Source organism: Clostridium sp. RTP31139st1_H3_RTP31139_211217 (genome assembly GCF_040227035.1).
Classification (GTDB): Bacteria; Bacillota; Clostridia; order Clostridiales; family Clostridiaceae; genus Clostridium; species Clostridium saudiense.
Window position 1 is genome coordinate 1 of the sequence record NZ_JBCOAB010000026.1, and the last position, 15,402, is coordinate 15,402.

The following is a 15,402-nucleotide window of genomic DNA, read 5'->3' on the forward strand; positions in this document are numbered from 1 at the left end:
CCTAGGCTTATAGAGTCTGGGATTTATTTTTTTTTTGCAAAAGGGGCCTCGCACTAATTATTTAGTGCGACAGCCCCATTTATCTTTTTGATATTAATAAAAGGATATTTATTTAATACCTCATAATATTTGTTTAGCATTCCAAGATTAATAACATTTTCAATTATACTATAATGTTTTTTAAATGGAATGTTTTTTAAAATTTCACTACAATTAACCAAGCTATTCAAAATAGAAAAATCAATATCCTCAATGCAGTAAGATATTAAATCTTCGTAAGATAAATTTTGGGTGTTATATAAAATATTATAAGGATTAAAATTATTTGTAGACATATCATCTTTTAAATCATCTAAAGCATCTATTAAATAAATCCATTTACCAATAAAATATCCAAGTGAATATAAGTTATCCCTTAATATTTTACTATCTTCTTCAAATTTATACGGAAAATCACTTAATACACATGCCATAATATCTCCAAAAGGATGAGATATTTCATCTAATGAAGAAAAGGCTTTTGTCTTTTCAAAATTAGAAATTAGGTTTAAATTAGTTGATATTTTATCAGCTATTGTATTTAAATTATTAAAACTCTTTTTAGATGAGGGTGAAAGAAGTAGCTTAAAAAACTTACTTTTTATACTTTTATCATCTTCTATATTATCTTTAAGTTTATAATCAAATAGTAATATACTTAAGTCTGCACAATAATTTAAACATTGGGATTCAGCAGTAATAATAAGTTTTTTACCGGGATGGCGTATACATTTTACCTCTTTTAATTTTAGAGGATCACTAAAAAGTCCATCTAACATAAAACCAATGAAAGTTAAATCATAATTTAGGCAGAATCTGGGAATATTACCAAATTGATTTTTAATTTCGTTGCATAAGCCACAATAATAGCTTCTAAAGTATTCAAATTCTTTAACTTTAAGTTCGCTTTTAAGAGGTGTGACGTATCCAAACATTATAAGACTCCTTTATAGCTTCATAGATAGTTTTGGACGTCTAAGCGATGTTTTAGCACATTCCACCACCGCCGTTACCACACATATTCATTCCATTACCACCACCGCCTAAAAGACTTTGGAGTAGCATATTTTGCATTGGATTTCCACCCATATTATTAGCAATGCCAGCCATATTATTTAAAGGATTAGTTGCTCCATTCATAGGATTGGCATTATTAGCTGCACCAGCCATGTTATTAGCTCCTCCACCCATAGGATTAGCACCGCCCATATTACCAGCATTATTCATCAACATATTTAATACATTTGGATCAATTCCGCCACCAGATCCTTGTCCGCCACACATATTAGCTTGGTTTCCGCCACCGCCGCCACACATGTTATTATTATTTTGTGCAGCTGCATTACTTTGCATAGCACGAGCATAATTTGCCTTCATTTGTCTTACTTTTTTAGCTAAAACCATTAATGCCTCTTGATATTCCTCATTATCTGGATTAAGTTCTGCAGCCACCTTCATATGATTAACTCCTGCTTTGAACCAACCTTTTTTTAATAATACAAAGCCTTGTAAATAGTTCCATTCAGCAGATGACTTATCAGTAATTAAATTTAATTGTGTTTCAGCTGATAAAAATTGTTGCTTTTCAATTAATTCACGTATATCTTTGTATTTATACTCATTAATTAAACTATTATAGGCTGTATTTAACTCTGAAAGCTTATCTTCAGCAAGAGGTTCTTCTAGAGAACCTTCATAACTATTTATATCATAGGTATTTGCAAGGGATTCATAGGCTGTTTTAATTTCATCTAAAGATGCATTAGGTCGTACACCTAGTACCTTATAAGGGTTCATATTAAATCTCCTTAGAAAGATTGTTAAATCATTATAATATATTCACATTAATGTAAATAAGTGATTCAATAAAATAATAGAAATAATATTAAATACAATCTATTAAGTCTCCACCCATACATTCGCAGCATTGATCTAAACAAATAAGGTCACAACAGCTAAAATTACCACAGTCACAGCAATCACAACAATCATCACAACAGCAGCATGAACAACCACGATTTCTTCTTCTATAACTGTTATTATAGTAATCATCTGAATAATATCTATGTCTGCCCATAAGTGAAATAAGTTCATCTTTATATTGGGTATTGTTTGGTGATAAGAGTACTGCTTTTTTAAAGTGAGGTAAAGCTGCATCAAACCAAGCCTTATTCTTTAAAATTAATCCATATAGATAATGATACTCTGAATTCCTATTGGTTGTAGAGTTTAATATATTTTCAGCTTCTATGTAATTTCTATTGATTATCAACGTATTAATAATATTAAAAAGAGATTCATTTTTATTTAGTGAATTTTCCAAGATATCAACTCCTTTTACTAAAAAAATAATAATTTTAATATATATATTATATACAATTATCTAATATTAATCATAAATAAAAATATAAAATTTATACTATTATTTACTATTATATTATAAGTGTGATAGAATTATAAAAAAATGAAAAAAGGAGATACTTATGAAAAAATTATTTATTGAATATCCTAAATGTACAACTTGTAGAAAAGCAAAGAAATTTTTAACAGAAAATAATGTAGATTTTGAAGATAGAGATATAGTATTAAATAATCCTACAGAAGAAGAATTAGGTAAATGGATAAAGTTAAGTGGATTAGAAATTAAAAAATTCTTTAATACTTCAGGTGTTTTATATCGAGAAATGAATTTAAAAGATAAGTTGAAAGATATGAGTCAAGAAGAAATGATTAAGCTTTTGGCAAGTGATGGAAAGCTTGTAAAAAGACCATTATTAATCACTGAAGAAAAAGTATTAGTAGGATTTAAAGAGGAAACATACAAAGAAATCATTTAAATTTATTGAATGTATCAAAATAAAGATATTTTGATACATTCTTTTTTGTTAAAATAATGTATCAGTTAGTGAAAAATGTGGTAAAATAATTGATAGTGCTTTTTAGAATAATTGAAATGAATAAACTCTAAATAAAGTTAATATATAAAATAGTTCATTTAATGAGGTGACTTAGGATGAATGTGACGCAGCTAAACGCATTAATATTAAAAAAAGATAGTAATAATCGTCTTTATAGGGGAATGAAATGTTTTAAAGAAGGATTAGTACTGGATATAAAATCTATAGCAGATAAAGAATATGGATCCTTAGATATATATGGGAAAGTCATGTCTGAAAATGATTTAAATGTTTATAATACAAATTTATCATTTGACTTAAAAAAGAATGAGTTAATTTATACTGAATGTAATTGCGTAGATTTTGAAAATAATTGTGATTTTAATTCAACATATATTTGTAAGCATATAGGGGCTACGTTTTATAAATTTGAAGCAGCAGTTGAAGAAAAAAGTAATGCTAAAAAAGAGAAAATAAATAATTTGGATAGTGAAAATGAGGATTATTCAGATAAATTACTTAGCGTAATAAATAAAATAAACAACTGTAATAAAGAAAGGGCTAGCATACAAGTAAATTTAACTAAGAAGGATATAACAAAATATAAATATTTCTATGAGTTAGATTTGAAAATAGGGACTAAAAAATATTATGTTGTTAAGAATATAGCAGAATTAATTAATGCTAGAAGATATAATAAAACATTATCATATGGAAAAGAATTTAAATATGATCCATCAATACATTATTTTTCAGAAGAAGATGAAAATATTTTAAATTTTATTGAAGAATATGTATCTTTAAATGAACCTTTTGAAAAGGAGTATTCAATTAATAGAATTACTAACAGTATATTTGGGAATAATAAGTCTTTATTTATACCTCAAAGTGCTTTAAGAAGGTTATTAAGCAGCGTAGGGGATAAATTTATAACATTCACTGAAGCTGTTACTACACTTGAACTACAAGTACTTAAAGAAGAATTGCCGGTAAAGTTCAATATAAATGAAGAAAACGGAGAAATTAAAATTTCTTCTAATGAAGACGTACCAAAACCATTAAATTATAAAGGTGATGTATATCTTTATGAGAATAATATTTATTTACCTAGTGAAAATCAAATAAAATATTATAAAACTATAAATGATATATTTATAAAAGCTCCTGTGATTGTGTTTAAAGATAATAAAAAGAAAGAAGTGTTTAATAAAGTTTTACCTTTATTTGAAACTATAAGTGATGAAATAAATATAGATGATAGTCTTAAAAAAAGTATAGTTAAAGAAAAACCAAGGTTTGAAGTATATTTAGATAGAGATAGGAAGAAAACTTGGGCCTTAGTTAAGATTTATTATGGTGACGTAAATTTTAATATGATAAAAGGCGAAAAGGATAATGAGTATGTTATTAGAGACTTAAATGAAGAAGAAGAAATAGAAAAAATATTAAATAATTTTGCTTTTTATAGAAGTAAAGATGTATTTATGTTTAACGGTGATGATGAAAAATTATTTGAGCTACTTTCAGATGATTTATCAATATTAAAAGATAAAGCTACTGTATATTATTCTGATAGATTTAAAGAAAGAAGGATTTATGGAGCTTCATCGTTGAATGCTTCTATTACAGAAGGAAGAGGGAATTATTTAGAATTTTCTTTTAATATAGAAAATGTTAGTGAAGATGAATATAAGAAAATAATTGCTGCTTTTAAGGACAATAGAAGATTTTTTAAGTTAAAAGATGAAAGTTTTATTGATTTAAAAGATGAAGAAGTAAGTAAATTATTTAATTTAATTGATAGCTTAAATGAAGAATCCATTATTGAATCTAATGAAATTAAGGTACATAAAAGCAAAGCATTATTTATCAACAATAGCATAAAAGAAAATAATTTATCTTTTATACACGGTAAAGATATAGTAGAACATATTTCTTATAAAATAGAAAATTTAAATAGTGTTAATTATGAAGTGCCAAAAGAATTAAAAGCAACTTTGAGAGATTATCAATTAACAGGGTTTAAGTGGTTTAAAACTTTAAGTTATTATGAATTTGGTGGAATTTTAGCAGATGAAATGGGATTAGGAAAAACACTTCAGACTATTACATTTTTATTATCGGAACTTGGAAAGAAAAGTATCATAATAACACCAACATCATTAATTTATAATTGGAAAAGTGAATTTGAAAAGTTTGCCCCTTCTTTGAAGATTAAGATAATCCATGGAAACAAAGAAGAAAGAGCATTTACAAAAGAAGATGTTAATGAGTATGATGTGTTAATTACAACTTATGGAACATTAAGAAATGATTATAATTTATATGAAGGTATTAACTTTGATTATTGTATAATTGATGAGGCTCAAAATATTAAAAACCCTTTATCACAAAGTAGTGAAGTTGTTAAAGAATTAAACGCTAAGGTAAAATTTGCATTAACAGGAACTCCAATTGAAAATAATCTTTTAGAATTGTGGTCTTTATTTGATTATATTATGCCTGGATATTTATATTCCAAAAGAAAATTCCAAGATAAATTTATTAAAATGGGAAAAGGAACATCTGAATTAAAGAAGCTTATTAAACCATTTATACTTAGAAGATTAAAAAGTGATGTTATGAGTGAGTTGCCAGATAAAATTGAAAAAAGATATGTAATTGAAATGACTAAAGAGCAAAAGAAGGTCTATAAATCTTATGTAGATGATATTAAAATAAAAATGAGAGAAAAGGGTGTGACTAAAGATAAGATCACAATTTTCTCTTATTTAACTAAGCTTAGACAACTTGCATTAGATCCAAGTATACTTGTTGAAGGATACACTGGGGGAAGTGGTAAGATTGATATAACTGTAGAACTAATAAATGAATTTATAAATAATAATCATAAGATATTATTATTCTCTCAATTTACATCTGTACTTGATAGTATAAAAAATATTTTTGAAGCAGAAGGGATTGAGTATTTCTATTTAGATGGAGGTACGAAGGCTTCAGAAAGGGTTCAGCTTGTAAATGAATTTAATAATTCAAACAAAGTTAAAGTATTTTTAATATCATTGAAAGCAGGAGGAACAGGATTAAATCTAACATCAGCAGATGTTGTTATTCATTTTGATCCATGGTGGAATCCAGCTATTGAAGACCAAGCAACCGATAGAGCACATAGATTTGGACAAAAGAATGTTGTAGAAGTTATTAAGCTTATCGCAAAGGGAAGTATTGAAGAAAAGATAATTAAACTACAAGAAAGTAAGAAAGAAATTATTAATGATATAATGGATGGAAATTATACTAATGGAGGTTTCTTAAGTAGCTTAAGTTCTGAAGAAATAACTGAATTGTTTAACTAAAAAAAGGATACACATATTGTGTATCCTTTCTATTATTATTCAACTGTAACAGATTTTGCTAGGTTTCTTGGCTTATCAACGTCACAGCCTTTTTGTTTTGCAACGTAATAAGAAATTAATTGTAGTGGAACAACACTTACTAGTGGAGTTAACATATCAATAGTTTTTGGTATATAAACTAAGTCATCAACAACTTCCTTAGTAGTAGTATCGCCTTCATTTACAACTGCAAATATATTTCCACCTCTTGTAGAAACTTCTCTAACGTTACTAATCATTTTATCTTTTAGTCCTTCTTGAGTTAAAAGAGTAATAACTGCAGTATTTTTTTCTATTAAAGCTATAGGACCATGTTTTAATTCACCACCAGCATAAGCATCACAATGAATATAAGATATTTCTTTAAGTTTTAATGAGCCTTCCATTGCAACGGCATAGTCAAGCCCTCTACCTAAGAAATACATATCTTTATGATTATAGTGAGAAGAAGCAAATTTTTGAAGAGAATCTTTCATTCCTAATGCTTTTTCTATTTTATTTGGTATCTCTAATAAATGTGTCTTAATTTCTTCGATTTCTTCATCTGACATAGTGCCTTTTAATGAAGCAAAATATAATCCTAAGATATAAAATGCTGCTAATTGAGTAACATAAGCCTTTGTTGAAGCAACAGCTATTTCAGGCCCAGCTAATGTATAGAATACATCATCAGCTTCTCTTGATACAGATGAACCTACAACATTAGTTATAGCTAAAACTCTAGCACCTTGTTTCTTACCATCTCTTAAAACAGCTAAAGTGTCAGCAGTTTCACCAGATTGAGATACAACGATTATTAATGTTCTATCAGTTATCATTGGATCTCTATATCTAAACTCAGATGCTATATCAACTTCTACTGGTATTTTAGCAAATTTTTCGATTACTGTTTTACCAACTAAACCAGCATGGTATGCAGTTCCACAAGCCACTATATAAATTCTATCAAAGTTTTCTAACTCTTTCTTTGTAAATGCTATATTATCTATTGTTATTTCTTTTCCTAAGACAATTTTACCTGCTAAAGTATCTTTAACAGCTTTTGGTTGTTCATGAATTTCTTTTAACATGAAATCTTCAAATCCACCTTTTTCAGCTGCATCGATGTTCCAAGTAACATGGTAAATTTCCTTTTCAATTTTTTCTCCATCTTCATTTCTTAGTTCAACGCCATTTGATGTTAAAATAGCAAACTCTTTATCCTCTAATAAATAAACTTCTCTTGTATGGTTTAATACAGCAGGAATATCTGAAGCAATAAAGCTTTCATTCTTTCCTAAGCCAACTATAAGAGGACTATCTTTTCTAACTGCAACTATTTTATCAGGTTCATTTTTAGCTATTACTCCAATTGCAAAACTTCCTTCAAGTTTAGAAGTTGCTTTAACAACTGCTTCAAATAAATCACCTTCATAGTAGTAGTCAACTAAGTTTGGTATAACTTCTGTATCTGTTTCAGAGAAGAACTTATATCCTTTTGAAGTTAACCATTCTCTTAATTTCATATAGTTTTCTATAATACCATTGTGAACTACACTAATTGTAGCATTTTCTGTAGTATGAGGATGTGAATTAACATCTGATGGTTCACCATGAGTAGCCCATCTTGTATGACCAATTCCAATATGACCGTTTATAGGATTTTCCTTTAGGCTTGTTGCTAAATTATTTAAACGTCCTTTAAACTTTCTAACATTAATTCCATTATTTAAAATGGCAACTCCTGCAGAATCATATCCTCTATATTCTAATTTTGATAATCCTTCTACTAATAAATTAGACGCTTGTCTATTTCCTACATAACCAACTATTCCGCACATATAAATAAATCTTCCTTCCATTATTAAATTATTTTTATTTTACTTTGATTTATTATGATAATTAAAGGATAGTATTTAAAAAGGGTATACTAATACTAGGACCTCTAAAAACACAATGAAGGTTTTAACACCAAACTAGGATTGTGCTACAAATCACTTTGTAGTTTTACTAGTTGTTAACGGTAGTGCGATACCGTGGGGCACCCGCCGAAGAATTCGATACTCCCCATCCTCGTCAACTTAAGTGAGCCTCCAAATCTTCGATTTGGTTAGGCGAACTTACTCCTACGATAGTAGGAGTTTCCTTTTCCAAAACAATCTTCGATTTGGTTAGGCGAACTTACTCCTACGATAGTAGGAGTTTCCTTTTCCAAAGCAATCTTCGATTTGGTTAGGCGAACTTGCTCCTACGATAGTAGGAGTTTCCTTTTCATTAAGGAAACTCAGATTAAACTGAGTAAGTTCAGCGTGCCGAATTAAAATTCAGAGCTTCACTTAAGTTCTGGCGCTTTTATGAAATTTTTTTCTGCTGTATTACTATAATAATCACATCCTTTGCTAATTATTTAGTATACCACCCCATAATTTTATCATAAAATAAACATTTGTCTATAGCAGTTATATAAATACCTAATCCATATATCACTATAAACAGTAACTCAAATAATATTATTATATGCATAAAGATGAAAAAAATAGATAAAAATATATAAAAATAGGAAAAAGTAAATTATTATTAGTTGATAAATTTGTAGTTTATTTAAAGTTTTATAAATATTATTAAAAATGTATGTAAGGTAAAAAACACACATAATTTAGCAAGTTAGATGTATAAATTATTAAATTCTTGGCAAAAATACCTAAGAGAGTTTAAAAACAGGAGGTAATGTGAAATGTCAGATTTAGAAATTAATAGAAGATCTATAGATGTTCCAAATAGTGCAAAGAAAGCGAGAAAAAATGGAAAGGTTCCAGGAGTTTTATATGGTAAGGCAATAAAGAACTTATTATTTGAAGTTGGAGAACTTGAATTAGCTCATGAAGTAGCAAGAAATGGGCAACATGGAGTTCTTGATTTTTGTTTAGATGGAGAAAAACATAAAGGATTAATTAAAGAAGTTCAAAAAGATCCTGTAACTAACAAAATTATTCATTTAGATTTAGAAGAAGTAAACGGAGCAGAAAAAGTTGTTTCTTCAGTTCCAATTCATTATATAGGAGAAGAGTTCCTAAATAAGAAGGGAATTGTATTACAAAAAGAAAAGGATAGTGTAAAGGTTGAATGTACAGTTGATTCAATACCTAAATATATAGATTTTAATATAGGTACAGGAACTGTTGGATCTGTTTATAAATTTGGGGATTTAGAAGTGGCATCAGAAATATCAGTATTAGATGATTTAAATTCAGTAATTGCATCTATTAGCTATGAACGAAATACAGTTAGTAGAGATATGGAAGAAGCAGAAGATGCTGATGTAAAAGATGTTGCAGAATAAAAAAATATATTAAAAATAGAATAAAAAATATACTAAAAATAAGAGTTATAAATAATTTTAAAGATAACTCTTATTTTTTTATTTAAATTTATAAGATTTTGGTATATAATAACTAATGTATGGACTACTGAAAATGTTTAGGAGGGATAATATGGATTACAAAGAGAAGTATAATGAGTGGTTAAACTCAAAAGTAATATCAGAAACAATAAAAGAAGAATTAAGAAGCATTACAGATGAAAAGGAAATAGAAGATAGATTTTATAAGGAATTAGATTTTGGTACAGGTGGTCTAAGAGGGGTTATAGGTGCTGGAACTAACAGAATGAATGTCTATACAGTATCAAAGGCAACTCAAGGATTTGCTAACTATTTAAATAAAAATTTTGAAGCTCCAAAGGTTGCAATTGCATATGATTCAAGAAACATGTCAAAAGAGTTTGCTGAAGCTGCAGCATTAACACTTTGTGCAAATAATGTAAAGGTATTTTTATTTGAAAGCCTAAGACCAACGCCAATGCTTTCATTTACTGTAAGACATTTAAATTGTCAAGGTGGAATAGTAATTACTGCTTCACATAACCCTAAAATATATAATGGATATAAGGTTTATGACGAATTCGGTGGTCAAGTTACTGATGAAAAGGCGGGGTTAATAATAGGGGAAGTTAATAGTATAGTAAACTATGAAGATATAAAGACTATTGCTTTAGAAGAAGCATTAAAAGATAATCTTTTAGAATATATAGGTGAAGATGTAGACAAGGCTTATCTTGAAGAAGTAAAAGCTCTTACTATTAGAACAGAATTAGTAAAAGAAAAGGCTAAAGATTTAAAAGTTATTTACACTCCAATTCATGGAAGTGGTAATATGCCAGTAAGAAGAGTATTAAAAGAATTAGGATATGAGAATGTAGAAGTTGTTAAAGAACAAGAAATGCCAGATGGTAATTTCCCAACTGCTTCTTACCCAAATCCAGAAAATGCTCAAGTATTTGAATTAGCTTTAGAAATGGCTAAAACAAGCAACCCAGATATAATATTTGGTACTGACCCAGATTGTGATAGAATTGGTGTTGTTGTTAAGGAAAATAGTGGAGAATATAAAGTATTAACAGGTAATCAAACTGGTTTATTGTTAACAGATTATATATTATCATCTCTTAAGGAAGAAGGTAAATTACCTTCAAACGGTGTTGTTATTAAGACTATCGTAACTTCTGAAGGTGCAAGAGCTATAGCTAACTACTATGGCGTTGAAATAATGGACGTATTAACTGGATTCAAATATATTGGAGAAAAAATAAGACAATTCCAAGAAAATGGAGATAAAAAATATTTATTTGGATTTGAAGAAAGTTATGGATATTTAGCTGGAGAATTTGTTAGAGATAAAGATGCTGTTATAGCTTCAATGTTAATAGCAGAAATGACACTTTACTATAAAGAGCAAGGAAAATCTTTATATGAAGCATTAATTGAACTTTATAATAGAGTTGGATTCTTCAAAGAAGACTTAATTTCAATTGAGTTACAAGGAAAAGAAGGTCAAGAAAAAATAGGTAAGTGTTTAGATTTACTAAGAGAAACAGCTTTAACAGAAGTTGATGGTGTTAAAATTGCAAAAAGACTTGATTATAAATTAAGCAAAGAGGAAGATTTAGTAAATGCTTCTGAAGAAGTTATTAACTTACCAAAATCAAATGTATTAAAATATATTTTAGTTGATGGTTCATCATTTGTAGTTAGACCTTCAGGTACAGAACCAAAAATGAAAGTTTATTCAGCTGTTAAAGGTGAAAGCTTAACTAATGCTGAAGAAAAGTTAAAGAGATTTAACGAAAAAGTTATGGAAATAATAAATGAAAAATTAGCTTAATATAAAGGTAGAAGTTGTTGCATTCTTAAGAATGTAACAACTTTTTTTATAAAAATTAATTGAATTTAGGTTAATTATATTTTATAAATTATTCTGAGTATTAGATTTAGTTTACAGGTATAGATGTGGTACTTTTTTCATATGAAGTTATATATGGTATAATTAAGGTAGATATTTATCTGGAGGAAAATGGGAATGAGAGTTGTTGATATGCATTGTGATACTATAGGAGAAATCTATGAAAATAGACTTTTAGGAAATAAATATGAATTGAAAGAAAATAATTTACATGTAGATATAAATAAACTAATAAAGGGAGATTATTTACTTCAAAATTTTGCAATGTTTATAGATATAAAAAAATATAAAAATCCCTATAAAACCTTGCAAGAAATGATACAAGTTTATTACGAAGAGTTAGAGGAAAACAGAGATATAATTAAGCCTGTTTATTCATATGAAGATATATCTATGTGTGCTAATGAGAATAAAATAGGTGCATTATTAACAATAGAAGATGCAGGAGCATTAGAAGGTTCTCTTATAAACTTAAAAACGGTTTATGAACAAGGGGTTAGACTTATAACATTAACATGGAATCACATAAATGGAGTAGGTTTTCCAAACTTTAAATTTAAGATTGATGCATGTGGAAATATAACTGAAAAAGTAGACCTTATAACTCCTAATACTGAATTTGGACTTACAGCATTTGGAGTTGAATTATTAAGAGAAATGGAACGATTAGGGATTATAGTAGATGTTTCTCATTTATCTGATGCTGGATTTTATGATGTTCTAAAATATAGCAAAAAACCATTTGTAGCAAGTCATAGTAATGCAAGAGCTGTTACAAATGTTGTTAGAAATTTAACTGATGATATGATAAGGAAGCTTGCTGATAAGGGTGGAGTTGTAGGTATTAATTTTTGTTCAAATTTTGTTATGCCAACGCCTCATACAGATCTAACTTTTACTTATATAGAAGATTTGGTAAAACACATTAAGCATATTAAAAATGTAGGTGGAATAGATGTAATTGCATTAGGCACAGATTTTGATGGAATACAAAGTACATTAGAAATTAAGGATGCATCACAAATTCAATTATTGGCAGAAGCGCTTTTGAATAATGATTTTACTTATGAAGAGGTAGAAAAAATATTTTATAAGAATACTATGAATTTATATAAGGAATTATTATAAAGTGTATAATAATTATTATTAGTATTAAGGATGATGATCTTAGTTGATAGATGTTGAAAAATTATTTGATTTAAATATAGGATTAGTTTTAGCTGGTGGTGGAGCTAAAGGTGCGTATGAAGCTGGAGTATTTAAAGCACTTTGGGAATTAGATATAATAAGAAGGGTTAGTGTAGTTTCAGGTACATCAATAGGTACAATTAATGGCCTTATGCTTTCTATGAATGATGGAAATGTTATGGATAAGAGTTGGTCTAATATTTCTTATTCGAGATTTATTAATAATGAAAATAAAATAAGGGATATTAATATAAAGAAATTAATTAAAAGAGAGGATACTGTAGATAAAGAAAAAAAGCTAGCTGACTTATTCAAAAAAAATGATATTGGTTTGTTATCACAAAGTGGTATAAGGAGTTTTATTGAAGATTATGTTGATTTTAATGTAATTAGACAAAGTAAAAAAATATTATATGCTTGTGCTTATAATATTGATTTAGAAAAACCTGAGTATTTTAAGCTTAATGATTACGATGACAAAAAGGCATTAGATATTTGCATAGCATCATGTGCAGTACCATTTTTATTTAAACCAATTGAAATTGATGAATATAGATATGCTGATGGGGGAGTAAATAACCCACAGTATAGGGAACCTAATGTAGATAATGTTCCAATTGCTCCACTAAAAGATCATAATTGTGATATTATTATAGTTGTTCATTTATCTTATAAGGAAGATTTGAATAGAGAAGGTTTTGAAAATGCAAATATTATTGAAATATATCCTTCAACACAATTAGAGCTTATAGAAGGAATTGGTTCTTTAAATATTAGACCAAGTGCATTAAATCAACATATTGAACTAGGGTATAGAGATGCACTAACTATACTTGCACCAATGATAATTGATATGATAAAAGGAAAAGATATTAAAAAACTAATAAAAAAGCATGAAGAATATAATAAAGAACTAATAAATAGAAATAGACATTAGTTTATTGAAATATTAATATAATAGTGAATATTGATATGGTGCAATGTTTATAGTATCATATCAATATTTTATTAATAAAAGAAAATAATTAAGGTAGGAAACTAAGGATGGAAGAGAATAATTTAAAAGAATTGACAGGAAAAGAAATTTTAAACGAACTATGTGGAAAAGAATTAAATTCTAAAAAGAACATATTAGAAGCAATAGAAAAAATAAAACCTCTAGCAAAAGAGGGGTTAGAAAGTGATAAAATTCAAGAAATATATAATGTAATTTATAAGAGTATAGAGGAAATGAATACAATTGTAAAAGCAAATACTATCATGTATTTAAAAAATCAATTAAAATCAGCATTAGGGAAGTTTGTTGAAAATAAAGATCCTAAGGAAATGAACTATTTTTTAGAGTTCTTTAAAGAAGCATATCCTCCAAATAATAGACGAGTAGGATATACTAGAGTAATAAATGATTTTAGTAAAATAACAAATGAACAAATTTGGGAAACACTAACATTCATAAATAGAGCTGTAATTAAAACTAAGAGACGCTTAGGAGAAGATGAAAAACAAGATATTATAAATAATATTAATAATTTACTTGCTAGTGGAAAGATTGAATATATAAATCAAGTTAAAAGTTTAGAAAAGTTGTTAAATGTACTTAATGTTAAGGTTGTTAACTACAAAGAAGGTTTTAAACTTAAGAATAGATAGGAAATTAAAATCAATTTTCAAAATATAAGAAGTAAAATCTACTAATGTTTAAATTTAAAGAAAAGAGAGATAAAATATGAGAAATATAAGAATGACAATTCAATATGATGGATCAAGATATAAGGGGTGGCAAAAGCAAAATATAAAAGGGATGGATGTATCTACCATACAGGGAAAAATTGAGAATGTTTTATCTAAAATGACAGGAGAAGAAATTCAAGTAATTGGATGTGGAAGAACTGATACTGGAGTTCATGCAGATAAGTATACTGCAAATTTTAAAACTAATAGTAACAAAAATATTAAGGATATGTCGAAGTACTTACACGAGTTTTTACCAGAAGATATATCAGTAATTTCATTAAGAGATGTAAGTGATAGATTTCATTCAAGATTAAATGCTATTTCAAAGACTTATGTATATACTATTGATAATAATAGATTTGCAAATGTTTTTATTAAGAAATATGCTTATCATGTTGAGGGACAATTAAATATTGAAAAAATGAAAGAGGCAAGTAAATATTTTATTGGAACTCATGATTTTAAAGGGTTTAGTGGTGTAAAAGATAAATCAAAAAAATCTACTGTTAGGACTATTAATTATATAAATATTACAGAAAAAGATAATATTATTAAAATAGAATACAACGGGAATGGGTTTTTAATAAACATGGTTAGAATATTAAGTGGAACATTAATAAATGTTGGTAAGGGGCAAATAGAACCTGAGGATATTAAAAAAATGCTTCAATCTAAACAAAGAAGTGAACTTGCAGTAAAAGCACCAGCAAAAGGACTTTGTATGAAGGAAGTAAATTATTAAAAAATTTATCATAATAATTAACATAAAAGAAGGAAAATTAATATACTAATGAATATAGGTTGTTTTATTATACCTAGAAAAGTATAAATTAATTGAGGGTGTGAAAAATAAATGAATGTGGATTTTCATGT

At 27.4% G+C, this 15,402-nt stretch carries 12 protein-coding genes; 8 read left to right on the top strand and 4 right to left on the bottom strand.

Annotated features, from left to right (window positions below):
- Window positions 1-53: 53 nt before the first annotated feature.
- The 3 genes from ABUA17_RS11510 to ABUA17_RS11520 form a co-directional block, all read right to left on the bottom strand.
- Window positions 54-974, bottom strand: coding sequence for a DUF5685 family protein (locus ABUA17_RS11510; RefSeq protein ID WP_349818032.1), 921 nt, complete (start codon window positions 972-974; stop codon window positions 54-56).
- A 52-nt stretch (window positions 975-1,026) separates the two neighbouring features.
- Window positions 1,027-1,836 carry a J domain-containing protein gene (locus tag ABUA17_RS11515; RefSeq protein ID WP_195951168.1) on the bottom strand — a complete coding sequence of 270 codons (810 nt, stop codon included), beginning with the start codon at window positions 1,834-1,836 and terminating at the stop codon, window positions 1,027-1,029.
- An 88-nt stretch (window positions 1,837-1,924) separates the two neighbouring features.
- Window positions 1,925-2,362, bottom strand: coding sequence for a tetratricopeptide repeat protein (locus tag ABUA17_RS11520; protein WP_242833212.1), 438 nt, complete (start codon window positions 2,360-2,362; stop codon window positions 1,925-1,927).
- 160 nt (window positions 2,363-2,522) lie between these two features.
- Between ABUA17_RS11520 and ABUA17_RS11525 the strand changes: the two genes are divergently transcribed.
- Together ABUA17_RS11525 and ABUA17_RS11530 are read left to right on the top strand one after the other, a co-directional pair.
- The gene (locus ABUA17_RS11525; protein ID WP_042393891.1) at window positions 2,523-2,876 is read left to right on the top strand and encodes an arsenate reductase family protein; all 354 of its coding nucleotides are present in this window, start codon (window positions 2,523-2,525) and stop codon (window positions 2,874-2,876) included.
- Window positions 2,877-3,052: 176 nt separating this feature from the next.
- Window positions 3,053-6,292, top strand: coding sequence for a DEAD/DEAH box helicase (locus tag ABUA17_RS11530; RefSeq protein WP_042393894.1), 3,240 nt, complete (start codon window positions 3,053-3,055; stop codon window positions 6,290-6,292).
- 35 nt (window positions 6,293-6,327) lie between these two features.
- Here ABUA17_RS11530 and glmS read toward each other — a convergent pair whose 3' ends face one another.
- Window positions 6,328-8,151: a glutamine--fructose-6-phosphate transaminase (isomerizing) gene (gene glmS, locus ABUA17_RS11535; RefSeq protein WP_042393898.1), complete on the bottom strand. Its 1,824-nt coding sequence runs from the start codon at window positions 8,149-8,151 to the stop codon at window positions 6,328-6,330.
- An 893-nt stretch (window positions 8,152-9,044) separates the two neighbouring features.
- On the opposite strand from glmS, the gene ABUA17_RS11540 reads away from it, so the two are divergent.
- The 6 genes from ABUA17_RS11540 to truA all read left to right on the top strand — a co-directional run bounded on the left by ABUA17_RS11540 (window position 9,045) and on the right by truA (window position 15,271).
- Window positions 9,045-9,650: a 50S ribosomal protein L25 gene (locus ABUA17_RS11540; RefSeq protein WP_042393901.1), complete on the top strand. Its 606-nt coding sequence runs from the start codon at window positions 9,045-9,047 to the stop codon at window positions 9,648-9,650.
- 151 nt (window positions 9,651-9,801) lie between these two features.
- Window positions 9,802-11,529: a phospho-sugar mutase gene (locus tag ABUA17_RS11545; RefSeq protein ID WP_042393903.1), complete on the top strand. Its 1,728-nt coding sequence runs from the start codon at window positions 9,802-9,804 to the stop codon at window positions 11,527-11,529.
- A gap of 195 nt (window positions 11,530-11,724) precedes the next feature.
- Entirely contained in the window at window positions 11,725-12,735 is a 1,011-nt protein-coding gene (locus tag ABUA17_RS11550; RefSeq protein ID WP_055275143.1) for a dipeptidase, read from the top strand.
- Between the two features lie 43 nt (window positions 12,736-12,778).
- Window positions 12,779-13,732, top strand: a complete 954-nt coding sequence (locus tag ABUA17_RS11555; RefSeq protein ID WP_195951169.1) for a patatin-like phospholipase family protein — start codon at window positions 12,779-12,781, stop codon at window positions 13,730-13,732.
- Between the two features lie 107 nt (window positions 13,733-13,839).
- Window positions 13,840-14,445: a hypothetical protein gene (locus tag ABUA17_RS11560; protein WP_042393904.1), complete on the top strand. Its 606-nt coding sequence runs from the start codon at window positions 13,840-13,842 to the stop codon at window positions 14,443-14,445.
- A gap of 76 nt (window positions 14,446-14,521) precedes the next feature.
- Window positions 14,522-15,271: a tRNA pseudouridine(38-40) synthase TruA gene (gene truA / locus ABUA17_RS11565; RefSeq protein ID WP_154820453.1), complete on the top strand. Its 750-nt coding sequence runs from the start codon at window positions 14,522-14,524 to the stop codon at window positions 15,269-15,271.
- The last annotated feature ends 131 nt before the right edge of the window (window positions 15,272-15,402 follow it).